The organism is Streptomyces luteolus (assembly GCF_029968015.1).
Lineage (GTDB): Bacteria > Actinomycetota > Actinomycetes > Streptomycetales > Streptomycetaceae > Streptomyces > Streptomyces luteolus.
On the sequence record NZ_JASCIS010000012.1, the window covers coordinates 75439 to 95193 of the forward strand.

The following is a 19755-nucleotide window of genomic DNA, read 5'->3' on the forward strand; positions in this document are numbered from 1 at the left end:
TCTAAGCCGACCTCTTGGCGGTGCGCTCGCGCTGGACGGCCCAGAACCACTTCTGGGCGAGGAGCGTGAGCGTGCCCGCCAGGACGATGCCGAGCAGGTTCAGCAGGAGTTGCTCCGCCGAGCCCCAGGCCTGCTGGTACTCGTCGTAGCTGAACGCGACCGCCGCGTTCGCCGCCGCCGGGACCGTCGTCACCGAGATCGCGACGCCCACCAGGGCGCCCGACTTGGCCGAGGTCAGCGAGAGCGTGCCGGCGATGCCCGCGAGGACGGCCACGATGAACGAGAACTCGTCCGGCCGGTAGATGAAGTTGGTGTTGGGCCGGGCGGCGTCCAACTGGTCGTCGCTGAACAGCCCTTGCCAGTCCATGAAGAAGCTGAACCCCACCGTCACCACCATGGAGATGGCGAACCCCACGAGCAGGGCGACCATGGAGCGCAGGGCGAGGCGCGGCGCGCGTCGCACCACGGCCGTGCAGATCCCGGCCAGCGGGCCGAACTCCGGGCCGACCGCCATCGCGCCGACGATCAGGATCGCGTTGTCGAGGACCACACCGCAGGCCGCGATCATCGTGGCGAGGGTGATGAAGGCGACATACGTGAGGGAGAGCGTCGACTCCTCGTGCGTGGCGTCGGTGAGCTGCTCCCAGACCACCGCGTCCGCGCCCTCGCCCGGCGCGTCCGCCTCGGCCCGTTCGGCGCGCTCCGACAGGCACAGGTCGAGGTTCTCCAGGGAGATCGCGCCGTCCTTGTCGAGGCCCAGGGAGCGTAGTCCGGCGAGGAGTTGGTCGGCCGCCTCGCGGGCCACGTCGCACAGGACCAGGTCGCCCCGCGGGTCGCGGGCGGCGCCGGGGACGACCGCGAGATGGGCGGTGCCGACGGTCTCCTCGATCAGCCGGACCGCGTCGTCCGTGCGGTCGGTCGGCGTGATCACGCGCAGATGCAGCATCCTCGCAGGGTAGTCCCGTACGGGATCGTTCTCGGGGTCAGAGCTTGCGCAGGCGGAGGCGCTGGACCTTGTGGTCGGGGCCCTTGCGCAGGACCAGGTCGGCGCGGCCGCGCGTGGGGGCCACGTTCTCAAGCAGGTTGGGCTTGTTGATGGTGCGCCACATGGTGCGGGCGTAGTCGAGGGCCTCCTCCTCGGAGACCGCGGTGTGGCGGTGGAAGTACGAGTCGGGGTTCTGGAACGCGGTCTGGCGCAGCTTCTTGAAGCGGTTCAGGTACCACTGCTCGATGTCCTCCGGCTTCGCGTCCACGTACACGCTGAAGTCGAAGTAGTCCGCGAGGCCGACGCGGGTGCGGCCGTCCTTGCCGGGCAGGGCGGGCTGCAGGACGTTCAGGCCCTCCACGATCAGGATGTCCGGGCGGCGCACCGTGAGGCGTCGGCCGGGCACGATGTCGTAGATCAGGTGCGAGTAGACGGGGGCGGTGACCTCGTCCTTGCCGGCCTTGATGTCGGCGACGAAGCGGGTCAGGGCGCGGCGGTCGTACGACTCGGGGAAGCCCTTGCGGGAGACCAGGCCGCGCGCCTGGAGCTCCTTCATCGGCCACAGGAAGCCGTCCGTGGTGACGAGTTCGACGCGCGGGTGCTCGGGCCAGCGGGCGAGCAGCGCCTGCAGGAGGCGGGCCACGGTGGACTTGCCGACGGCCACGGAACCGGCGACGCCTATGACGAACGGCGTGCCGTACTGGGTGCCGTGGCCGCCGCCGGTGTCCCCGAGGAAGGTGTTCAGGGCGCCGCGCAGGTTGTCCGTCGCGCCGACGTAGAGGTTCAGGAGACGGGAGAGCGGCAGATAGACGTCGCGTACCTCGTCCAGGTCGATGACGTCGCCGAGACCGCGCAGCCGCTCGACCTCGTCGGCGGTGAGCGGCAGCGGCGTCTTCTCGCGCAGCGCGCTCCACTCGGCGCGCGTCAGATCGACGTACGGCGTCGGTTCTGCTCGACGGTGCGCACTGCGGTGGGCGCTTCGGGGCGGCGAAGAGATCACGACAACATTGTTGCGGCTGGATGAACGTGTTGGCGGGTGGGGTGCGTCACGTGCTCGCCCCCCCCGGAGGCCGGGTGCGTCACGTGCCCGCCTCCCGGAAACCGGGTGCGTCACGTGCCCGCCTCCGAGGCCGACATCAGGTCTAGACCGCTCGGGGTGAGCGGGAGTACCGTCCGGTCTCTGGGCGAGCGAGCCGCGAGCCCCTGGGCCCCAGGGGGCGACATGTCCGTACGCAGCCGTTTCTTCGGCCGTCGCAGATCCGCAGGGTCTCTCGCGGTGGAGCGGGACGCGTTCGCCGCGGAGGTCCGGGACGAACTGGCCCTCGACCTGCCCGACGAGGATCTCGCCGAGGACCCGCAGGACTGCCTCGACTTCTACCGGCCGGGCAGCAAGCCGCGCTGCGAGGAGTTGGAGTATCTGCAGATGCTGCGCGAGGCCCGGGACCGGATCGCGCGGCACGACTGATGCCCGGGACCGGATCGCACGGCACGACTGATGCCCGAGTCCGGTTCCTGAAGTCGCGGCTGATGTCCGAGTCCGGTTCCCGAGCTCGCGGGCGATGTCCGAATCCGGTCCCCGAACTCGCGGCCGATGCCCGGGATCGGGCAGCGCGCCCCCGGTCGGCGGCGAAATCGCGGGCGGGCGCCGTAGGCTGCGCCCATGTGCGGAATCGTGGGTTACGTCGGCTCGCAGTCGGCGCTTGACGTGGTGCTCGCTGGACTGAAGCGGCTCGAGTACCGGGGCTATGACTCGGCGGGCGTCGCGGTGGCCGCCGACGGTTCTCTGGCGGCCGCGAAGAAGGCCGGGAAACTGGTCAACCTGGAGAAGCAGCTGGTGGACCGGCCGCTGCCGGCCGGCTCCAGCGCCATCGGGCACACCCGCTGGGCCACACACGGCGGCCCCACCGACGCCAACGCGCACCCGCACCTCGACAACGCGGGCCGGGTCGCCGTCGTGCACAACGGCATCATCGAGAACTTCGCCGCCCTGCGGGACGAACTCGCCGAGCGCGGGCACCGCCTGGACTCGGAGACGGACACCGAGGTCGTCGCCCACCTGCTCGCCGAGGAGTACTCGGCCTGCGCCGACCTGGCCGAGTCGATGCGCCTGGTCTGCCGCCGCCTCGACGGGGCGTTCACCCTGGTCGCGGTGCACGCGGACGAGCCGGACGCGGTGGTCGGGGCGCGCCGCAACTCCCCGCTCGTGGTGGGCGTCGGGGAGGGCGAGTCGTTCCTCGCCTCGGACGTCTCGGCGTTCATCGCGCACACCCGCTCCGCGATCGAGCTGGGCCAGGACCAGGTGGTCGAGCTGCGCCGGGACGGGGTGACGGTCACGGACTTCGCCGGGAACCCCGCGGACGTACGCACGTTCCACATCGACTGGGACGCCTCGGCCGCGGAGAAGGGCGGCTACGACTACTTCATGCTGAAGGAGATCGCCGAGCAGCCGAAGGCGGTCGCCGACACGCTGCTCGGCCGGATCGACGCCTCCGGTTCGCTGACCCTGGACGAAGTGCGCATCCCGGTCGCGGAGTTGCGCGAGGTCGACAAGGTCGTGATCGTCGCGTGCGGTACGGCGTTCCACGCGGGCCTGATCGCCAAGTACGCCATCGAGCACTGGACCCGGATCCCCTGCGAGGTGGAGCTGGCCAGCGAGTTCCGCTACCGGGACCCGATCCTCGCCGCCCGCACCCTCGTCGTCGCGATCTCGCAGTCCGGCGAGACGATGGACACGCTGATGGCGCTGCGGCACGCGCGCGAGCAGGGGTCCAAGGTCCTGGCGATCTGCAACACCAACGGCTCGACGATCCCGCGCGAGTCGGACGCCGTGCTCTACACGCACGCCGGTCCCGAGGTCGCGGTCGCCTCGACCAAGGCCTTCCTGACCCAACTCGTCGCCTGCTATCTGGTCGCGCTGTACCTGGGCCAGGTGCGCGGTACGAAGTGGGGCGACGAGATCGACGCGGTGATCCGGGAGCTCGCGCAGATCGCCGGCGAGGTCGAGCAGGTCCTTCAGACCATGGAGCCGGTGCGGGAGCTGGCGCGTTCCCTCGCCGACCGGAACACGGTGCTGTTCCTGGGGCGGCACGTGGGGTACCCGGTCGCGCTCGAAGGGGCCCTGAAGCTCAAGGAGTTGGCGTACATGCACGCCGAGGGCTTCGCCGCCGGGGAGCTCAAGCACGGGCCGATCGCGCTGATCGAGGAGGGCGTGCCGGTGGTCGTGGTCGTGCCGTCGCCGCGCGGGCGCTCCGTCCTGCACGACAAGATCGTGTCCAACATTCAGGAGATCAGGGCGCGCGGGGCCCGCACCATCGTGATCGCGGAGGAGGGCGACGAGGCGGTCGTGCCGTACGCGGACCACCTGATCCGCGTCCCGGCCACGCCGACCCTCCTCCAGCCGCTCGTGGCGACGGTGCCGTTGCAGGTCTTCGCCTGCGAACTGGCCACGGCGCGCGGCAACGAGGTGGACCAGCCGCGCAACCTCGCGAAGTCGGTCACCGTCGAATGATCATCGGGGTGGGGATCGACGTCGCCGAGATCGACCGCTTCAAGGCGTCCCTCGACCGGACGCCGGGGATGGCCGAACGGCTCTTCGTGGAACGGGAGTTGCTGCTTCCCAGCGGCGAGCGGCGCGGCATCGCCTCGCTCGCCGCCCGGTTCGCCGCCAAGGAGGCCCTGGCCAAGGCCCTCGGCGCACCGGCGGGGCTGCACTGGACGGACGCCGAGGTGTACGTGGAGGACAGCGGGCAGCCCCGGCTGCGCGTGAAGGGAACGGTGGCGCAGCGGGCCGCGGAGCTCGGCGTGCGCGGCTGGCACGTGTCGTTGAGCCATGACGCGGGGGTCGCCTCCGCTGTGGTGATCGCGGAAGGGTGAGCATCCTCGTATGCGTACGGCGTTCAGGGTCGAGACGGTACGGGCGGCCGAGCGGGAGCTGATGGCACGGCTGCCGGAGGGCGCGCTGATGCAACGGGCGGCGGCCGGACTGGCCGCCGCGTGCGCGGAGTTGCTGGGCCGGGTCTACGGATCGCGGGTGGTGCTGCTCGTCGGCAGCGGGGACAACGGCGGGGACGCGCTGTACGCGGGCGCCCGGCTGGCGCGCCGGGGCGCCGGGGTCGCGGCGGTGCTGCTCGCGCCGGAGCGTACGCACGAGGGCGGCCTGCGCGCGCTGCTCGCGGCGGGCGGGCGGGTGTCGACGGCGCCCGAGCGGGACCTCGCGGAGGCCCGCCTGGTCCTCGACGGGATCGTCGGCATCGGCGGCAGGGGCGGGCTGCGCCCGGAGGCGGCCCGGCTCGCCGCTCTGGCCGAGGAGTCCCGCGCCTTCGTGGTCGCCGTGGACCTGCCGAGCGGCGTGGAGGCGGACACGGGGGAGGTGCGGGGTCCTGCGGTACGCGCGGACGCGACGGTGACGTTCGGCACGTACAAGCCCTGTCTGCTCGTGGACCCCGCGCAGGAACGCGCGGGCGCGGTCCGCCTGATCGACATCGGGCTCGAACTGCCCGCCGCGGCCGACCTGGAGGCGCTGCAGTACGCGGACGTGGCGGCGCTGCTTCCGGTGCCGGGCGCCGAGAGCGACAAGTACCGGCGCGGCGTCGTCGGCATCGCGGCGGGCTCCGAGCGCTACCCGGGCGCCGCGGTCCTCGCGGTCGCGGGCGCGCTGCGCGGGGGCGCGGGGGCGGTGCGGTACGTGGGGCCCGCGGCGGACGCGGTCATCGACCGGTTCCCCGAGACACTGGTGCACTCCGGGCCGCCGTCCAAGGCGGGCCGCGTCCAGGCGTGGGTGGTCGGTCCCGGCCTCGGCGACGACGCGGACCGGGTACGGGACGTGCTCGCCGCGGACGTCCCGGTCCTGGTCGACGCGGACGGCCTCCGCCTCGCCGACCGCGCGACGGTCCGCGCCCGTACGGCCCCGACCCTGCTCACGCCGCACGCGGGCGAGGCGGCCGCGTTGCTCGGCACGGACCGCGCGGAGGTCGAGTCCGCCCGGCTCACGGCGGTACGGCGGCTCGCGGAGGAGTACGGGGCGACGGTGCTGCTGAAGGGCTCGACCACGCTGGTCGCGGCTGCGGGTCGGCCGGTGCGGGTGAATCCGACCGGTACGTCGTGGCTGGCCACGGCGGGGAGTGGGGATGTGCTGTCCGGGCTGACGGGCTCCCTCCTGGCCGCGGGCCTCGACACCGTGGACGCGGCGTCCACGGGAGCCTTCCTCCACGGCCTCGCGGCCCGCCTGGCTGCGCGGGGTGCGCCGGTCGGGGCGCAGGATGTGGCGGAGGGGGTGCCGGGGGCTTGGCGCGAGGTGGTCGGCGGCTGAGCTTTTCCCCTACCCGCCCCTTCCCGTAACTGGGGCTCCGCCCCAGACCCCGGCCGTCGTTCGGGTGCCGCGCCGTCGTGGCTGGTCGCGCAGTTCCCCGCGCCCCTTAAAAACCAGCCCCTCCGGCGTTTGAGGAGCGGGGGTCCGGGGGCGGAGCCCCCGAAGCTCCGCAGCCACGCGGCGCCAGCCGCATATCGGACACAGTCGGGAAGGGGCGGGGTGGGGAAGCAACCCCCGGGGCGAGCCCCGTACGACGTACACGGGACCCGTGCGAGAGACTGGGCGCACGATGAACGAAACACCGCCGCGCGTCCGCGCCGAGATCGATCTGGCCGCTCTGCGGGCCAACGTACGGGCCCTGCGTGCCCGCGCGCCGCGCGCCGAGTTCATGGCCGTGGTGAAGGCGGACGCGTACGGACACGGCATGCTGCCCTGCGCCCGCGCCGCCCTCGACGCCGGCGCGACCTGGATCGGCACCGCCACCCCGCAGGAGGCGCTCGCCGTGCGCGGCGCCGGGATCGGGCCGGACGAGGCCCGCGTCCTGTGCTGGCTGTGGACGCCCGGCGGCCCCTGGCGCGAGGCGATCGAGGCCGACATCGAGGTGTCGGTGAGCGGCATGTGGGCGCTGCGCGAGGTCGCCGCCGCGGCCCGCGAGGCCCGCCGCCCCGCCCGCGTCCAGCTGAAGGCCGACACCGGCCTCGGCCGCAACGGCTGCCAGCCCGCCGACTGGCCGGAGCTCGTCGAGGAGTCCCTGAAGGCCGAGGCGGAGGGCGTACTCCGGGTCACCGGGATCTGGTCGCACTACGCCTGCGCGGACGAGCCGGGCCATCCCTCGATCGCCGCCCAGTCGGAGGCCTTCGCTCAGGCCGTGGCGTACGCCGAGGACGCGGGCCTGCGCCCCGACGTACGGCATATCGCCAACTCCCCGGCGACCCTGACGCTGCCGGACGCGCAGTACGACCTGGTGCGCCCCGGCATCGCGATGTACGGCATCTCGCCGAGCCCCGAGATCGGCGTGCCCGCGGACTTCGGCCTGCGCCCCGTGATGACGCTCACCGCGTCCCTCGCCCTGGTCAAGCACGTCCCGGAGGGCCACGGCGTGAGCTACGGCCACCACTACGCGACCCCCGCCGACACCACCCTCGGCCTCGTCCCCGTCGGCTACGGCGACGGACTGCCCCGGCACGCCTCGGGCCGCGCCCCGGTCCTGGTCGGCGGGAAGGTGCGGACGGCGGCCGGGCGGATCGCGATGGACCAGTTCGTGGTCGACCTGGACGGGGACGAGCCCGCGCCCGGCGACGAGGCGGTCCTCTTCGGCCCCGGCGACCGCAGCGAGCCGACCGCCGAGGACTGGGCGCAGGCGGCCGAGACCATCGCGTACGAGATCGTGACGCGGATCGGATCGAGGGTCCCGCGCGTCTATGTGAACGAGTGACCGGACGTGAACGAGTTACCGGACGTGAACGAGTGACCGGACGTGAACGACTGACCCGGGCCGTCCCCACAGCCCGGGAAAGGTGAGCGAACAGGCAGGAGCGGCAGGTGAGCGAGACCAGTGCGGGGTCGGCCGTGGAAGCGGCGGTGGACGCGGTGCAGGCCGCCGGTTCGGGTAGCACGAGCTGGCGTCTGGCGGGCATCGCCGGCGCCGCGATAGGCGTGGTCGCCGCGGGCGCCGCCACCGGCGTCGCGCTGGAGCGGCTGACCGTCGGCCGCGGCATGCGCAAGAAGGCCCGGCTCGCCCTGGACTCCGCCGGCCCGTACGGCACGCTGCGCGGCATGCCGGGGCGGGCCCGCGCCGACGACGGCACCGAGCTGTACTACGAGGTGGACGAGCCCGACCCGGACGCGAAGGACGCGGCCCCCCGGCGCCGTCGCCTCTTCGGCCGCCGCAACCCCGCCCCGGTCACCGTCGTCTTCAGCCACGGCTACTGCCTGAACCAGGACTCCTGGCACTTCCAGCGGGCCGCTCTGCGCGGCGCCGTCCGCACCGTCTACTGGGACCAGCGCAGCCACGGCCGCTCGGACCGCGGCCGGGCGCAGGCCGAGGAGCGGGTGCCGGTCGACATCGACCAGCTGGGCCGCGACCTGAAGGCCGTGATCGACGCGGCAGCGCCCGAGGGCCCGCTGGTCCTCGTCGGGCACTCGATGGGCGGTATGACGGTGATGGCCCTGGCCGACCAGTACCCGCGGCTGATCCGCGACCGCGTCGTCGGCGTGGCCCTCGTCGGTACGTCGTCGGGCAAGCTCGGCGAGGTCAACTACGGCCTGCCCGTGGCGGGCGTCAACGCGGTGCGCCGGGTCCTTCCCGGTGTGCTCAAGGCGCTCGGTCAGCGGGCCGAGCTGATCGAGAAGGGGCGCCGGGCGACCGCCGACCTGTTCGCGGGGGTCATCAAGCGGTACTCCTTCGCCTCGCGGGACGTGGACCCGGCGGTGGCGCGGTTCGCGGAGCGGATGATCGAGGGCACGCCGATCGACGTGGTGGCGGAGTTCTACCCGGCCTTCGCCGACCACGACAAGGCCGAGGCACTGCGGCACTTCGCCGCGCTGCCCGTGCTCGTCCTGGCCGGTGACAAGGACCTGGTCACCCCGAGCGAGCACAGCGAGGCCATGGCCGACCTGCTGCCCGAGGCGGAGCTGGTGATCGTTCCGGACGCCGGGCACCTGGTGATGCTGGAGCACCCGGAGACGGTCCTCGACCGCCTCGCGGACCTCGTCGTACGCGCCCGGGAGCAGTCCCGCAGCACGGCGGTCTGAGCCGTACGGGAGCCGTAACGGGAGTCGTACGGGAGCCGTACGGGAGGGGATTCGGCGGGGGGACCGGCAGGGCGGCGCAGGGGCTACCGTGGATTGCTATGGAAGCACCGCACACCCAGTCCCCGGCCGCCCCCGGCGAGACCGTCCGCCTCACCGTCACCACCCCCGAGCAGATGCGGGAGTTGGGCCGCAGCCTGGCCAAGCTCCTCCGCCCCGGCGACCTGGTGATGCTGAACGGCGAGCTGGGCGCCGGGAAGACGACGCTGACCCGCGGCCTCGGGGAGGGGCTCGGCGTGCGCGGCGCCGTGACCTCGCCCACCTTCGTGATCGCCCGCGTCCACCCGGCCCTCGGCGACGGCCCGCCGCTGGTGCACGTGGACGCGTACCGCCTGGGCGGCGGCCTTGACGAGATGGAGGACCTGGACCTGGACGTCTCGCTGCCGGAGTCGGTGATCGTCGTCGAGTGGGGCGAGGGCAAGGTCGAGGACCTGTCCGACGACCGGCTGCACGTCGTGATCCACCGGGCGACCGGGGCCGCCGAGGACAGCGACGACGACGTACGACAGGTCCGCCTGACCGGGATCGGCGCGCGCTGGAGCACCGCCGACCTCGCGTCACTGGCCGCCTGAGTCCCCCCGGAGGGAGCGTCCTGACGGAGCGTCCGCTCGGAGGTTCCGACAAGCTGTCGGGAAGATGTTGCGCGGCGGGCATCCGGCGTGGTCACATGGATACCACGACGTGGTTAGGCTTGCCTAACTTCGTTGCCCTCTGAGCCCGGGAGGCACCATGTCGGCGTCGGACCCCCGTGAGACCAAGCCGCAAGGGCTGTCGATGAGCGCCCTGCTCGCGTCGTGCGCCGCCGCCGACGCGGTGTCGAGACCTCCACGGGCGCCGGAGCGGCACGCGGTCGCGATCCCGGAGCCGAAGCGCGAGGACGAGGGCCCGCACAGCACCCACTGCGACGCGGCCTGAGCGGTCTGGGGTCATCCGAGCGGCCTGGGGCCTCTGAGCGGTCGGGGCCGGAGGCGTTCGAGTCGGGCGGGAACGCGTTCGCCGGATCGAGTGGTCCGTGCGCCCGCCACGCGCCGCCCTGAGGACCTACGCACGCACCTACTGGCCTACTGGCCTACTGACCTACTGACCTACGGAACGACGACGATCTTCGTGCCGACCGTCGCGAACTGCCACATCGCCAGGCCGTCGGCGCGCGCCTCGCGGATGCCGCCAGTCCGCTTCGCGGGGTCGGGCGGCGGCGTGGAGCCGTCGACCGCGGCGCTGAAGCCGATCGACACCCCGTCCACGTTCGTGAACCGCACGACGTGCTCGACCGGCACCCCGTCCGAGCCGACGACCTTGCCGGACCGCGTGGTCACGCTGTACTCGCCCGGGGCGGGGTCGACCGTGGAGGGGGTGACCTCGAAGGTGCGCTTGGCCTTGCCGCCCTTGCCGACCAGCCAGACACGGTCCGCCTTCAGCGCGTACACGACCCGCGTGCCCTTGCCCGAGGCCGCCGGGAGCGCCTTCGGGTCGGCGTTCGCCTTGGGGGTGCGCGGGGCCGTCGAGGGAGCGTCCTGCTTCGGCTTGCCGAGCGACGCGGGGGCGCTCGCCGAGGCCTGGTAGGCGAGGAAGCCGACTGCGGCGAGGGCTGCCGCGGTGAGCCCGGCCACGATTCCCGAGCTGCTGCGTGCCACCGTGCTCCACCCTTCGTATATACGGACTTGTGCTGACGGTAGCAGCCGGTGAAGCGCTCGCCTGGGCACCGTGCCCGGGGCGCGGGGGCCGTAGGCTGTTCGCGTGCTCTTGCTCGCTCTGGATACCGCCACCCCCGCCGTCACCGTCGCCCTGCACGACGGCGCGACCGTCATCGCCGAGTCCAGTCAGGTGGACGCGCGCAGACACGGGGAACTGCTGCTGCCCGCCGTCGACCGGGTGCTCGCCGAGGCCGGCGTGAAGCTCGACGCCGTCACCGCGATCGTGACCGGCGTCGGCCCCGGCCCCTACACCGGCCTGCGCGTCGGCCTGATGACCGCGGAGACCTTCGGCTCGGCGCTCGGCGTCCCGGTGCACGGCGTGTGCACCCTCGACGGCCTCGCGTACGCGGCCGGGATCGAGGGTGACTTCGTCGTCGCCACGGACGCCCGCCGCAAGGAGGTCTACTGGGCGCGGTACGCGGACCCGCGCACCCGCCTCACCGGCCCGGCCGTCGACCGCCCCGCCGAGATCGCCGAACAGGTCGCCGGGCTGCCCGCGGTCGGCGCGGGCGCGCTGCTCTACCCGGACACGTTCACCGACGCCCGCGGCCCCGAGCACGTCTCGGCCGGCGCGCTCGCCGCACTCGCCGCCGAGCGCCTCGCGGCCGGCCAGGACCTGGAGCCGCCGCGGCCGCTGTACCTGCGCCGGCCCGACGCCCAGGTGCCCAAGAACTACAAGGTGGTCACGCCCAAGTGACCCCCGTAGCCTCCGGGCCGGACGCCGCACCGGGCCCCGTCCTGCGCGAGATGCGCTGGTGGGACATCGAGCCGGTGCTCGTACTCGAACGTGAGCTGTTCCCCGAGGACGCCTGGTCCCGCGGCATGTTCTGGTCCGAACTCGCGCACTCCCGCGGCCCGTTGGCGACCCGCCGGTTCATCGTGGCCGTCGACGGCCACGAGCGGATCGTGGGGTACGCGGGCCTGGCCGCCGCAGGCGGGCTCGGGGACGTCCAGACCATCGCGGTGGCCCGCGACCACTGGGGCAGCGGCCTCGGCGCCGCGCTCCTCACCGACCTGCTGCACGCCGCCACCGCCTTCGAGTGCACCGAGGTGCTGCTCGAATGCCGCGTCGACAACACCCGCGCCCAGAAGCTGTACGAGCGCTTCGGCTTCGAGCCGATCGGCTTCCGGCGCGGCTACTACCAACCCGGGAACGTGGACGCACTGGTGATGCGTCACGCCGACCCGGCCTCCGTACCAGTGCAAGGAAGCGACACCACCCATGGCTGACTCACGCGACGAACCTCTCGTGCTCGGCATCGAGACCTCCTGCGACGAGACCGGCGTGGGCATCGTGCGCGGCACGACGCTGCTCGCGGACGCCATCGCCTCCAGCGTCGACGAGCACGCCCGCTTCGGCGGCGTCGTCCCGGAGGTCGCCTCGCGCGCCCACCTCGAAGCGATGGTCCCGACCATCGAGCGCGCCCTGAAGGAGGCGGGCGTCAGCGCCCGCGACCTCGACGGCATCTCCGTGACCGCCGGTCCCGGCCTCGCGGGCGCCCTGCTCGTCGGCGTCTCGGCCGCGAAGGCGTACGCGTACGCGCTCGGCAAGCCGCTGTACGGCGTGAACCACCTGGCCTCGCACATCTGCGTCGACCAGCTGGAGCACGGCAAGCTGCCCGAGCCGACGATGGCGCTGCTCGTCTCCGGCGGCCACTCCTCGCTGCTGCTCTCCTCCGACATCACCTCGGACGTCCGGCCGATGGGCGCGACCATCGACGACGCGGCGGGCGAGGCCTTCGACAAGATCGCCCGCGTCCTGAACCTCGGCTTCCCGGGCGGCCCGGTGATCGACCGGTACGCACGCGAGGGCGACCCGAACGCGATCACCTTCCCGCGTGGTCTCACAGGCCCGCGCGACCCCGCGTACGACTTCTCCTTCTCCGGCCTGAAGACCGCGGTCGCGCGCTGGATCGAGGCCAAGCGCAATGCCGGTGAGGACGTTCCCGTACGGGATGTGTCGGCGTCCTTCCAGGAGGCCGTCGTCGACGTGCTCACCCGCAAGGCCGTCCGCGCCTGCAAGGACGAGGGCGTCGACCACCTGATGATCGGCGGTGGCGTGGCCGCCAACTCGCGCCTGCGAGCCCTCGCCCAGGAACGGTGCGAGGCGGCCGGGATCCGGCTGCGGGTGCCGCGGCCCAAGCTGTGCACGGACAACGGCGCGATGGTCGCGGCCCTCGGCGCCGAGATGGTCGCCCGGAACCGGTCCGCGTCCGACTGGGACCTGCCGGCGGACTCCTCACTGCCGGTGACGGACCCGCACGTGCCGGGGAAGTCCCATGCCCATGCACACGATCACGACCACGTGCACGAGATCAGCAAGGACAACCTCTACTCATGACCGTCGCGCTGATGTGGGAGGCCCGTGCCGCCGAGGGCCGGGGCGGGGAGCTCCTGGAGTGGGCCCGCGCCCAGTGGCTGGCCGCCGACCCGCTGCGCCGGGAGACCTTCGCGGCGAGCGGCGACCGGGTCCTCGTCATCACCTGGTGGGACGCGGAACTCGACGCCGACCTGCCCGAACTCCCGGAGCCGGACGCCGCGTTGGTGCAGCGCCCGGTCCACCGGTGGCGGTTCGCATCGCTCGGCGTGGAGTCGGCGGAGTCGTAGGCCTTCCGCGCGGAAATTTCTTCGCGGCGTGTGTCGATCGGCGCGGGGCCCGTTCGACGCTTGGGTGAGGGACAGAGGAAAGGCCTCTGTCCCGCGACCCGAGGAGTCACCATGCCGCGCTTTCTGACGCTGATCCGCATCGACGAGAAGAACGCCCCGGCCGAGGGCCCGAGCCCCGAGCTCCAGGAGCGGATGGGCAAGCTCTTCGAGGAGATCACCAAGGCCGGGGTCATGCTCGACACGGCCGGTCTGCTGCCCACCTCCGAGGGCACCCGGGTGCACTGGCAGGACGGCAAGGTCTCGTACACCGACGGGCCGTTCACCGAGACCAAGGAGGTCATCGGCGGCTACTCGATCACGCAGTGCAAGGACAAGGCCGAGGCGATCGAGTGGACCAAGCGGTTCCTGCAGACCCACGAGGACCACTGGACGATCACCGCCGAGGTCCGCGAGATCGAGGAAGGCTGAGTCCGGCGCCGCCCAGGATGCTTTGATGGGTGGCCGTGACGGACGAACCCGACCCCGCGGCCACCCACCGAGTCAGCGACACTCGCACCACCGTCGAGGCCGTCTTCCGCATCGAGTCCCCTCGCGTCATCGCCGCAGTCACCCGTGTCGTACGGGACGTCGGCCTCGCCGAGGAGCTCGCGCAGGACGCCCTGGTGGCCGCCCTCGAACAGTGGCCGGGGCAGGGCGTGCCCGACAACCCGGGCGCCTGGCTGCTCACCGTCGCCCGCCGCCGCGCCGTCGACCTGGTGCGCCGCAAGGAGCGGTACGCGCACAAGCTCGCCGAGATGGGCCGTGACCTTCAGGCCGTGCCTCCCGTCGAGGAACCGGCCGACCCGGACGACATCGACGACGACCTGCTGCGGCTCGTCTTCATCTCCTGCCACCCGGTGCTCTCCGCCGAGGCCCGGATCGCGCTCACCCTGAAACTCCTCGGCGGCCTGAGCACTCCGGAGATCGCCCGCGCCTTCCTCGCGCCGGAGGCGACGCTCGCCCAGCGCATCGTCCGCGCCAAACGCACCCTCGCCAAGAAGGGCGCCGCCTTCGAGGTGCCGTACGGCCCGGACCGCGAGGCCCGGCTCGGCTCCGTGCTCGAAGTCATCTACCTGATCTTCAACGAGGGGTACGCGGCCACCGCGGGCGACGACCTGCTGCGCCCCGCCCTCTGCGAGGACGCACTCCGGCTCGCCCGCGTGCTGCAGGGCCTGATGCCCGACGAGGCCGAAGTGCACGGTCTGGCCGCCCTGCTGGAGTTCCAGCAGTCCCGCGCCACGGCCCGCACCGGGCCCGACGGCGAGCCGGTGCTCCTCGCCGATCAGAACCGCACCCGCTGGAACCGGCTCCTGATCCGCCGCGGCTTCGCCGCCCTCACCCGCGCCCACGCCTGCGGCGGCGCCCCCGGCCCGTACACCCTCCAGGCGGCCATCGCGGGCTGTCACGCGGAGGCGCTCACGTACGAGGAGACCGACTGGCACCAGATCGTCGCCTTCTACGACCTCCTCGCCGCCCGCACCGGCTCCCCGGTCGTCGAGCTGAACCGCGCGGTCGCCGTCTCCATGGCCCACGGCCCGGAGCGCGCCCTCGAACTGGTCGACGCCCTCACCGCCGCGTCCGGCCTGCGCGGCTACCACCTGCTGCCGAGCGTCCGCGGCGACCTGCTCGCCCGCCTCGGCCGTACGGACGAGGCGCGGGCCGAGTTCGAACGGGCGGCGTCCCTGGCCAGGAACGTCCGGGAGCGGGAGCTGCTGCTCAAGAAGGCGGCACGGCAGGGGGATTGAACGGCAGGCGAGTTGCTCAGGTGCCGCCCAGGGGCCTGCCGACCAGCATCGTCGGCGCGTCCGCGACCCTGGTCAGGAAGACCGTCGCCGCGTTCGGGCCCGACAGCTTCATCTTGCGGCGCAGCTCCTCCGGTTCGACGGCCGAGCCGCGCTTCTTCACGGTCAGCACGCCGACCCGCCGCTCTCGCAGCAGCGCCCGCAACTTCTTGACGTTGAACGGGAGTTGATCGGTGATCTCGTACGCGGTGGCGAAGCGGCCGGTGTGCTCGGTGTCGCTCGTGACGTACGCGATCATCGGGTCGATCAGGCCGCCGTCCACCTCCCGGGCCACCTCGGCGACCAGATGGGCGCGGATGACGGCGCCGTCCGGCTCGTAGAGGTAGCGGCCGACGGGGCGCGGCTCCGGGTCCGGCAGCATCGCCTCCGGTTCCGCGCGCAGGGTCGCGGGGCCGGGCAGCAGCGTCGCCGCCATCGCGCCGGGCGCGATGCCCGCGCCGAACCACAGCACGGCCTCCTTCACGTCCCCGCGCTCGGAGATCCACTCCGCCTCGGCATCCTCGGGCACGGCCTCGTGCGGCACCCCGGGCGCGATCTTCAGCGCGGCGTGCGGCGCCTTGCGGGCCGCCTCGACCGCCCAGGACAGCGGCGGCGAGTAGGCCTCGGGGTCGAAAACGCGGCCGCGTCCGCCGCGCCGCGCCGGGTCCACGAACACCGCGTCGTACGCCGACGTGTCCACCTCCGCGACATCCGCGCACCGCACCTCGATCAGCCCGTCGAGGCCGAGCGCCGCCGCGTTGGCCCGGGCCACCGCGCAGGTCAGCGGGGAGCGGTCGACAGCCAGGACCGAGATGCCCGCGCGGGCCAGGGCGATCGCGTCGCCGCCGATCCCGCAGCACAGGTCGGCCAGGGCGCGCACGCCGAGCGCCCTGAACCGCTCCGCCCGGTACGCGGCGACGCCGGTACGGGTCGCCTGCTCGACGCCGTCCGGCGTGAAGTACATCCGTGCCGCGTCCTCTGCCCCGAACTTGGCGACCGCCCGCTGCCGCAGGCGTGCCTGGCCGAGCGCCGCCGACACAAGCCAGGCGGGGTGGTCGCGGCGCAGCCGGGTGGCGAGGGCCAGCTCCTGCGCGGGGTCGTGGTCGCGCAGCGCGTCGAGCAGGGTCTGGCCCTCGTCGGTGAGCAGGGCTGCGAAGGCGGCGAGCGGGTCGAGGTCGTTCACCCGGCCATTGTCGGCCAAGCGGTGGATCGTGCGGTTCCGGGCGGCGGTGTCGGCGGAGCGGGGCCGACCCGCGCTGACAGGATCCGACGCCATGCAACTAGTACGACAAAAGGAAGAATTCATCAGGAACCGGTCACTGCACATGCGAGCCGGCCTGGCCGTCCTCACTGCCGCCGCCCTGGCCTCGGGCTGTGCAAGCGGAGCGCGGGAACCCGTCAAGCCGGCCCCGGGCCAGCAGGCGAAGGCCGCCGAGCAGCGGGCCGCCGCGCACGCCGCCCGGGTGGCAGCGGTCAAGAAGTGGAAGGTGGCCAAGATGCCGCTGACGCCGCCGAAGCCGCCGGCGAAGAAGCCGAGGATCACCACCCGCAAGGGCTTCGAGGTGTCCGGCCAGGAGCACCTGCCGCCCGTCTACACGACCGTCCCCACCAAGGACAAGGTCGTCTTCCTGACCATCGACGACGGCGCCGAGAAGGACCCCGAGTTCCTCCGCATGATGAGCGAGCTCAAGATCCCGTACACCGCGTTCCTCAGCGACTACGTGATCAACGACGACTACGGCTACTTCAAGAAGATGCAGGACCGCGGCGTCGTCCTGAACAACCACACCCTCAACCACAAGTACCTGCCCGGCCTCACGTACGAGCAGCAGAAGCGTGAGATCTGCGGCATGCAGGACGTCATCGAGAAGCGGTTCGGCAAGCGCCCCGAGCTCTTCCGTCCGCCCTTCGGCAACTACAACCGCGACACCCTCAGGGCCGCCAAGTCCTGCGGCATCAAGTCCGTTCCGCTGTGGAACGCCGAGGCCTTCGTCGACCGCATGGACTGGCGCGAGTGGGACCGCGACCTGCACCCCGGCGACATCATCCTCACCCACTTCCGCGGCAAGGAGGACTGGAAGGGCACCATGACCGACATGATCCGCCGCCTGCTGAAGACGGTGACGGACAAGGGGTACGCCATCGCGCGCCTGGAGGACTACCTGCCCGCGCGGGCCGAGCCCGCGCAGACCGAGCCCGCGCAGACCGAGCCTGCCAAGACCGGCCCGGCGCAGACCGGCCCCGCGCAGGCCCGCCGGTGAGGCCCGCGCACCGGCTGCTCGCCGGGGTGCTGGCAGCCGGTGCGCTGACGCTCTCCGGCTGCGCCGAGTCCGTCGACCCGATCGAGCGGCTCGGCCGGAAGGCGGCGCAGCAGGTCGAGGAGCGCCGGGTCAGCACGGCCACGGCACGCCGCTGGGGCCTCGACCGCCCGCTCGCCCCGCCGCCGAAGCCCCCGCCCCGGCGCACGTACGAAGGGGCGGGGCCGGGGCTGCCCCCGGTCGTCGACCGCGTACGCACCCAGGACAAGGTCGTCTTCCTGACGTTCGACGACGGGGCCGAACGCGATCCCCGATTCGTGCGCATGGTCCGGGAGTTGAAGCTGCCGGTCAGCATGTTCCTCACGGACCGCGTGCTCGGTCCTGGCTACGCCCACTTCGGCGAGCTGCGCTCCGTCGGCGCGACCGTCCAGAACCACACGCTCGACCACCCCTACCTGCCCGGGCTCTCCTACGCGGGCCAGCGCTGGGAGATCTGCGGCCAGCAGGACAAGCTCAAGGAGCGCTTCGGCCTCGCGCCCCGGCTCTTCCGGCCGCCGTACGGCGAGTACAACGACGACACGCTGCGCGCCGCCGCCGACTGCGGGATCTCCGCGGTGGTCCTGTGGCGCGCGTCCATGCAGATCGACGACCTGCGGTACGCGGACGACGGCAAGCTCAGACCCGGCGACATCATCCTCGCCCACTTCCGCGGCCCGGCCGAGCTGGGCGGCGCGTCCCTGACCGAGATGACGGCCCGCATGCTCCGCGAGATCCAGGCCCAGGGCTACACGGTGGCCCGCCTGGAGGACTACCTGTGACTCAACCGGCCCACTGGGCAGGGGAGCCGGCCGCCTCGCGGTGCCGTCCCGCGCTGTCGCTGATCCGCAGCAGCAGCGCGACGAGCACCCAGTTCGCGACCAGCGAGGACCCGCCCTTGGCGAGGAACGGCAGCGCCTTCCCGGTCAGCGGGATCAGGCCGAGCACCCCGCCCGCGACCACGAACACCTGCAGCATCAGCGCGGCCGAGAGCCCCACCGCGAGCAGCTTCCCGAACGGATCCCGCGCGAGCACGGCCGTCCTCAGGCCGCGCTGTACGAGCAGGGCGTAGAGCAGCAGCACGGCCATCACCCCGGTCAGGCCCAACTCCTCGCCGACGGTGGTCAGGATGAAGTCGCTGCGGCCCGCGAACCCGATCAGCTCCGGGTGCCCGAGGCCGAGCCCCGTCCCGGTGAGCCCGCCGGTGCCGAAGCCGAAGAGGGCCTGCGCCAACTGGTCGGAGGCGCCCGCCGCCCGGCCCTCCGGGGTGAGCGCGGCGAACGGGTCCAGCCATGCCTCCACCCGCCCGTGCACATGCGGTTCGAGGGAACCGACGACGAACGCGCCGACGGCCGCGAGCAGCACACCGCACAGGACCCACGAGGTCCGCTGCGTCGCCGCGTACAGCATCACCACGAAGAGCCCGAAGAAGATCAGCGAGGTGCCCAGGTCCCGCTCGAAGACCAGGACGAGCAGGCTGATCACCCAGACCGTGAGAATCGGCCCGAGCTGCCGCCCCGGCGGCAGCCGCACGCCGAGCAGCCGGCGGCCGGTCAGGGCGAGGGCGTCGCGGTTCAGGGTCAGATAGCCCGCGAAGAACACCGCGATCATGATCTTCACGAACTCGCCCGGCTGGAACGACATCCCGCCCAGATAGATCCACCGCTTCGCGCCGTACGTGTCTCCGGGGAAGAACGCCGGCGCCATCAGCAGCACGAGCGCGACGGCCATCGTCAGATACACGTACCGCCGCAGCCGCCGGTGGTCGCGCAGCACCGCGAGCACCCCGGCACAGCACGCCATCCCGAGCACCGACCACAGCAACTGCCCCTCCGCGGTGGCCTCGGAGTTGCGGTACTTCTCCGCGTACGAGATGTCCAGACGGTGCAGCAGGACGAGCCCGAGCCCGGTGAGCAGCGTCGCGAGCGGCAGGATCAGCGGATCCGCGTACGGCGCGAAGCGGCGCACCGTGAGGTGTCCGACCCCGGCGAGCAGCACCAGGCTCGCCGTCAACTGGGCGATTCCGGTGGGGAGTCGGCCCGTCATCGCGAGGCCGACGCAGGCGTGCCCGAAGACCGCGATCGCGACCGTGAACAGCAGGAGCAGGGCCTCGGTGCGCCTGCGCGCAAGTGCGGCGGGCGCGGGTCGGCGGAAAGCGGCCTGTCCGGACTGTTCGCCTATTGGTCCCTTTTTCGTCACGCGCACGAAGACGGGAAGGGTTCCGAGGCGGTTCCGC

The 19755-nt window shown here is 72.7% G+C and carries 20 protein-coding genes and 1 pseudogene; 16 read left to right on the top strand and 5 right to left on the bottom strand.

What is annotated here, in order from left to right:
- Position 1 precedes the first annotated feature (1 nt).
- Both QIT00_RS14185 and coaA read right to left on the bottom strand, forming a co-directional pair.
- On the bottom strand, positions 2-946 hold the full coding sequence (locus tag QIT00_RS14185) for a DUF389 domain-containing protein (protein ID WP_282535582.1): 945 nt from the start codon (positions 944-946) through the stop codon (positions 2-4).
- 37 nt (positions 947-983) lie between these two features.
- Positions 984-1985: a type I pantothenate kinase gene (gene coaA / locus QIT00_RS14190; RefSeq protein WP_282535583.1), complete on the bottom strand. Its 1002-nt coding sequence runs from the start codon at positions 1983-1985 to the stop codon at positions 984-986.
- Between the two features lie 222 nt (positions 1986-2207).
- Between coaA and QIT00_RS14195 the strand changes: the two genes are divergently transcribed.
- The 8 genes and pseudogenes from QIT00_RS14195 to QIT00_RS14230 all read left to right on the top strand — a co-directional run bounded on the left by QIT00_RS14195 (position 2208) and on the right by QIT00_RS14230 (position 10019).
- Entirely contained in the window at positions 2208-2450 is a 243-nt protein-coding gene (locus tag QIT00_RS14195) for a hypothetical protein (protein ID WP_282535584.1), read from the top strand.
- A 195-nt stretch (positions 2451-2645) separates the two neighbouring features.
- A complete protein-coding gene (gene glmS, locus QIT00_RS14200) occupies positions 2646-4493 on the top strand; it encodes a glutamine--fructose-6-phosphate transaminase (isomerizing) (RefSeq protein ID WP_282535585.1) in 1848 nt (615 codons plus the stop codon).
- Positions 4490-4858 (top strand): holo-ACP synthase, encoded by a 369-nt coding sequence (locus tag QIT00_RS14205; protein ID WP_282535586.1) that lies wholly within the window; start codon positions 4490-4492, stop codon positions 4856-4858. Before glmS ends, QIT00_RS14205 begins: the two co-directional genes overlap by 4 nt.
- A gap of 10 nt (positions 4859-4868) precedes the next feature.
- Entirely contained in the window at positions 4869-6293 is a 1425-nt protein-coding gene (locus QIT00_RS14210) for an NAD(P)H-hydrate dehydratase (protein ID WP_282535587.1), read from the top strand.
- Between the two features lie 289 nt (positions 6294-6582).
- The gene (gene alr / locus QIT00_RS14215; RefSeq protein WP_282535588.1) at positions 6583-7728 is read left to right on the top strand and encodes an alanine racemase; all 1146 of its coding nucleotides are present in this window, start codon (positions 6583-6585) and stop codon (positions 7726-7728) included.
- A gap of 107 nt (positions 7729-7835) precedes the next feature.
- Positions 7836-9072: pseudogene (locus QIT00_RS14220) on the top strand (alpha/beta fold hydrolase); the annotation flags it as partial.
- A gap of 73 nt (positions 9073-9145) precedes the next feature.
- Positions 9146-9676 carry a tRNA (adenosine(37)-N6)-threonylcarbamoyltransferase complex ATPase subunit type 1 TsaE gene (tsaE, locus tag QIT00_RS14225; RefSeq protein WP_282535590.1) on the top strand — a complete coding sequence of 177 codons (531 nt, stop codon included), beginning with the start codon at positions 9146-9148 and terminating at the stop codon, positions 9674-9676.
- A gap of 157 nt (positions 9677-9833) precedes the next feature.
- Positions 9834-10019 carry a hypothetical protein gene (locus QIT00_RS14230; RefSeq protein WP_282535591.1) on the top strand — a complete coding sequence of 62 codons (186 nt, stop codon included), beginning with the start codon at positions 9834-9836 and terminating at the stop codon, positions 10017-10019.
- 170 nt (positions 10020-10189) lie between these two features.
- Here the strand turns inward: QIT00_RS14230 and QIT00_RS14235 are convergent, their stop codons facing one another.
- Entirely contained in the window at positions 10190-10738 is a 549-nt protein-coding gene (locus tag QIT00_RS14235; RefSeq protein ID WP_282535592.1) for a hypothetical protein, read from the bottom strand.
- 103 nt (positions 10739-10841) lie between these two features.
- Here QIT00_RS14235 and tsaB point away from each other — a divergent pair, with 103 nt between their 5' ends.
- The 6 genes from tsaB (at position 10842) to QIT00_RS14265 (ending at position 15189) form a co-directional block, all read left to right on the top strand.
- Complete coding sequence (gene tsaB, locus QIT00_RS14240) at positions 10842-11495, top strand: tRNA (adenosine(37)-N6)-threonylcarbamoyltransferase complex dimerization subunit type 1 TsaB (RefSeq protein WP_282535593.1); 654 nt, start codon at positions 10842-10844, stop codon at positions 11493-11495.
- A 50-nt stretch (positions 11496-11545) separates the two neighbouring features.
- Positions 11546-12028, top strand: coding sequence for a ribosomal protein S18-alanine N-acetyltransferase (rimI, locus tag QIT00_RS14245; protein WP_282535684.1), 483 nt, complete (start codon positions 11546-11548; stop codon positions 12026-12028).
- A complete protein-coding gene (tsaD, locus tag QIT00_RS14250) occupies positions 12021-13139 on the top strand; it encodes a tRNA (adenosine(37)-N6)-threonylcarbamoyltransferase complex transferase subunit TsaD (protein ID WP_282535594.1) in 1119 nt (372 codons plus the stop codon). The genes rimI and tsaD overlap by 8 nt, the downstream gene beginning before the upstream one ends.
- The gene (locus tag QIT00_RS14255; RefSeq protein ID WP_282535595.1) at positions 13136-13405 is read left to right on the top strand and encodes a hypothetical protein; all 270 of its coding nucleotides are present in this window, start codon (positions 13136-13138) and stop codon (positions 13403-13405) included. Before tsaD ends, QIT00_RS14255 begins: the two co-directional genes overlap by 4 nt.
- Positions 13406-13516: 111 nt before the next feature.
- Positions 13517-13873: a YciI family protein gene (locus tag QIT00_RS14260; protein WP_282535596.1), complete on the top strand. Its 357-nt coding sequence runs from the start codon at positions 13517-13519 to the stop codon at positions 13871-13873.
- Positions 13874-13908: 35 nt separating this feature from the next.
- Positions 13909-15189, top strand: a complete 1281-nt coding sequence (locus QIT00_RS14265; protein WP_282535597.1) for an RNA polymerase sigma factor — start codon at positions 13909-13911, stop codon at positions 15187-15189.
- A gap of 16 nt (positions 15190-15205) precedes the next feature.
- On the opposite strand, the gene QIT00_RS14270 is transcribed toward QIT00_RS14265, so the two are convergent.
- Complete coding sequence (locus QIT00_RS14270) at positions 15206-16408, bottom strand: class I SAM-dependent methyltransferase (RefSeq protein ID WP_282535685.1); 1203 nt, start codon at positions 16406-16408, stop codon at positions 15206-15208.
- Positions 16409-16550: 142 nt separating this feature from the next.
- On the opposite strand from QIT00_RS14270, the gene QIT00_RS14275 reads away from it, so the two are divergent.
- Both QIT00_RS14275 and QIT00_RS14280 read left to right on the top strand, forming a co-directional pair.
- Positions 16551-17486 carry a polysaccharide deacetylase family protein gene (locus QIT00_RS14275; RefSeq protein WP_282535598.1) on the top strand — a complete coding sequence of 312 codons (936 nt, stop codon included), beginning with the start codon at positions 16551-16553 and terminating at the stop codon, positions 17484-17486.
- Complete coding sequence (locus QIT00_RS14280; RefSeq protein WP_282535599.1) at positions 17483-18301, top strand: polysaccharide deacetylase family protein; 819 nt, start codon at positions 17483-17485, stop codon at positions 18299-18301. Before QIT00_RS14275 ends, QIT00_RS14280 begins: the two co-directional genes overlap by 4 nt.
- A gap of 1 nt (position 18302) precedes the next feature.
- Here QIT00_RS14280 and QIT00_RS14285 read toward each other — a convergent pair whose 3' ends face one another.
- Positions 18303-19700, bottom strand: coding sequence for an FtsW/RodA/SpoVE family cell cycle protein (locus tag QIT00_RS14285; RefSeq protein WP_282535686.1), 1398 nt, complete (start codon positions 19698-19700; stop codon positions 18303-18305).
- Positions 19701-19755 lie beyond the last annotated feature (55 nt).

Excerpts from the sequence above, each read along its gene's own strand:
- QIT00_RS14260 (WP_282535596.1), top strand. The coding sequence starts at position 13,517 with ATGCCGCGCTTTCTGACGCTGATCCGCATCGACGAGAAGAACGCCCCG.
- alr (WP_282535588.1), top strand. The coding sequence starts at position 6,583 with ATGAACGAAACACCGCCGCGCGTCCGCGCCGAGATCGATCTGGCCGCT.
- tsaE (WP_282535590.1), top strand. The coding sequence starts at position 9,146 with ATGGAAGCACCGCACACCCAGTCCCCGGCCGCCCCCGGCGAGACCGTC.
- QIT00_RS14195 (WP_282535584.1), top strand. The coding sequence starts at position 2,208 with ATGTCCGTACGCAGCCGTTTCTTCGGCCGTCGCAGATCCGCAGGGTCT.
- QIT00_RS14210 (WP_282535587.1), top strand. The coding sequence starts at position 4,869 with ATGCGTACGGCGTTCAGGGTCGAGACGGTACGGGCGGCCGAGCGGGAG.
- tsaD (WP_282535594.1), top strand. The coding sequence starts at position 12,021 with ATGGCTGACTCACGCGACGAACCTCTCGTGCTCGGCATCGAGACCTCC.
- QIT00_RS14205 (WP_282535586.1), top strand. The coding sequence starts at position 4,490 with ATGATCATCGGGGTGGGGATCGACGTCGCCGAGATCGACCGCTTCAAG.
- QIT00_RS14275 (WP_282535598.1), top strand. The coding sequence starts at position 16,551 with ATGCGAGCCGGCCTGGCCGTCCTCACTGCCGCCGCCCTGGCCTCGGGC.
- glmS (WP_282535585.1), top strand. The coding sequence starts at position 2,646 with ATGTGCGGAATCGTGGGTTACGTCGGCTCGCAGTCGGCGCTTGACGTG.
- rimI (WP_282535684.1), top strand. The coding sequence starts at position 11,546 with ATGCGCTGGTGGGACATCGAGCCGGTGCTCGTACTCGAACGTGAGCTG.
- QIT00_RS14255 (WP_282535595.1), top strand. The coding sequence starts at position 13,136 with ATGACCGTCGCGCTGATGTGGGAGGCCCGTGCCGCCGAGGGCCGGGGC.
- QIT00_RS14230 (WP_282535591.1), top strand. The coding sequence starts at position 9,834 with ATGTCGGCGTCGGACCCCCGTGAGACCAAGCCGCAAGGGCTGTCGATG.
- QIT00_RS14185 (WP_282535582.1), bottom strand. The coding sequence starts at position 946 with ATGCTGCATCTGCGCGTGATCACGCCGACCGACCGCACGGACGACGCG.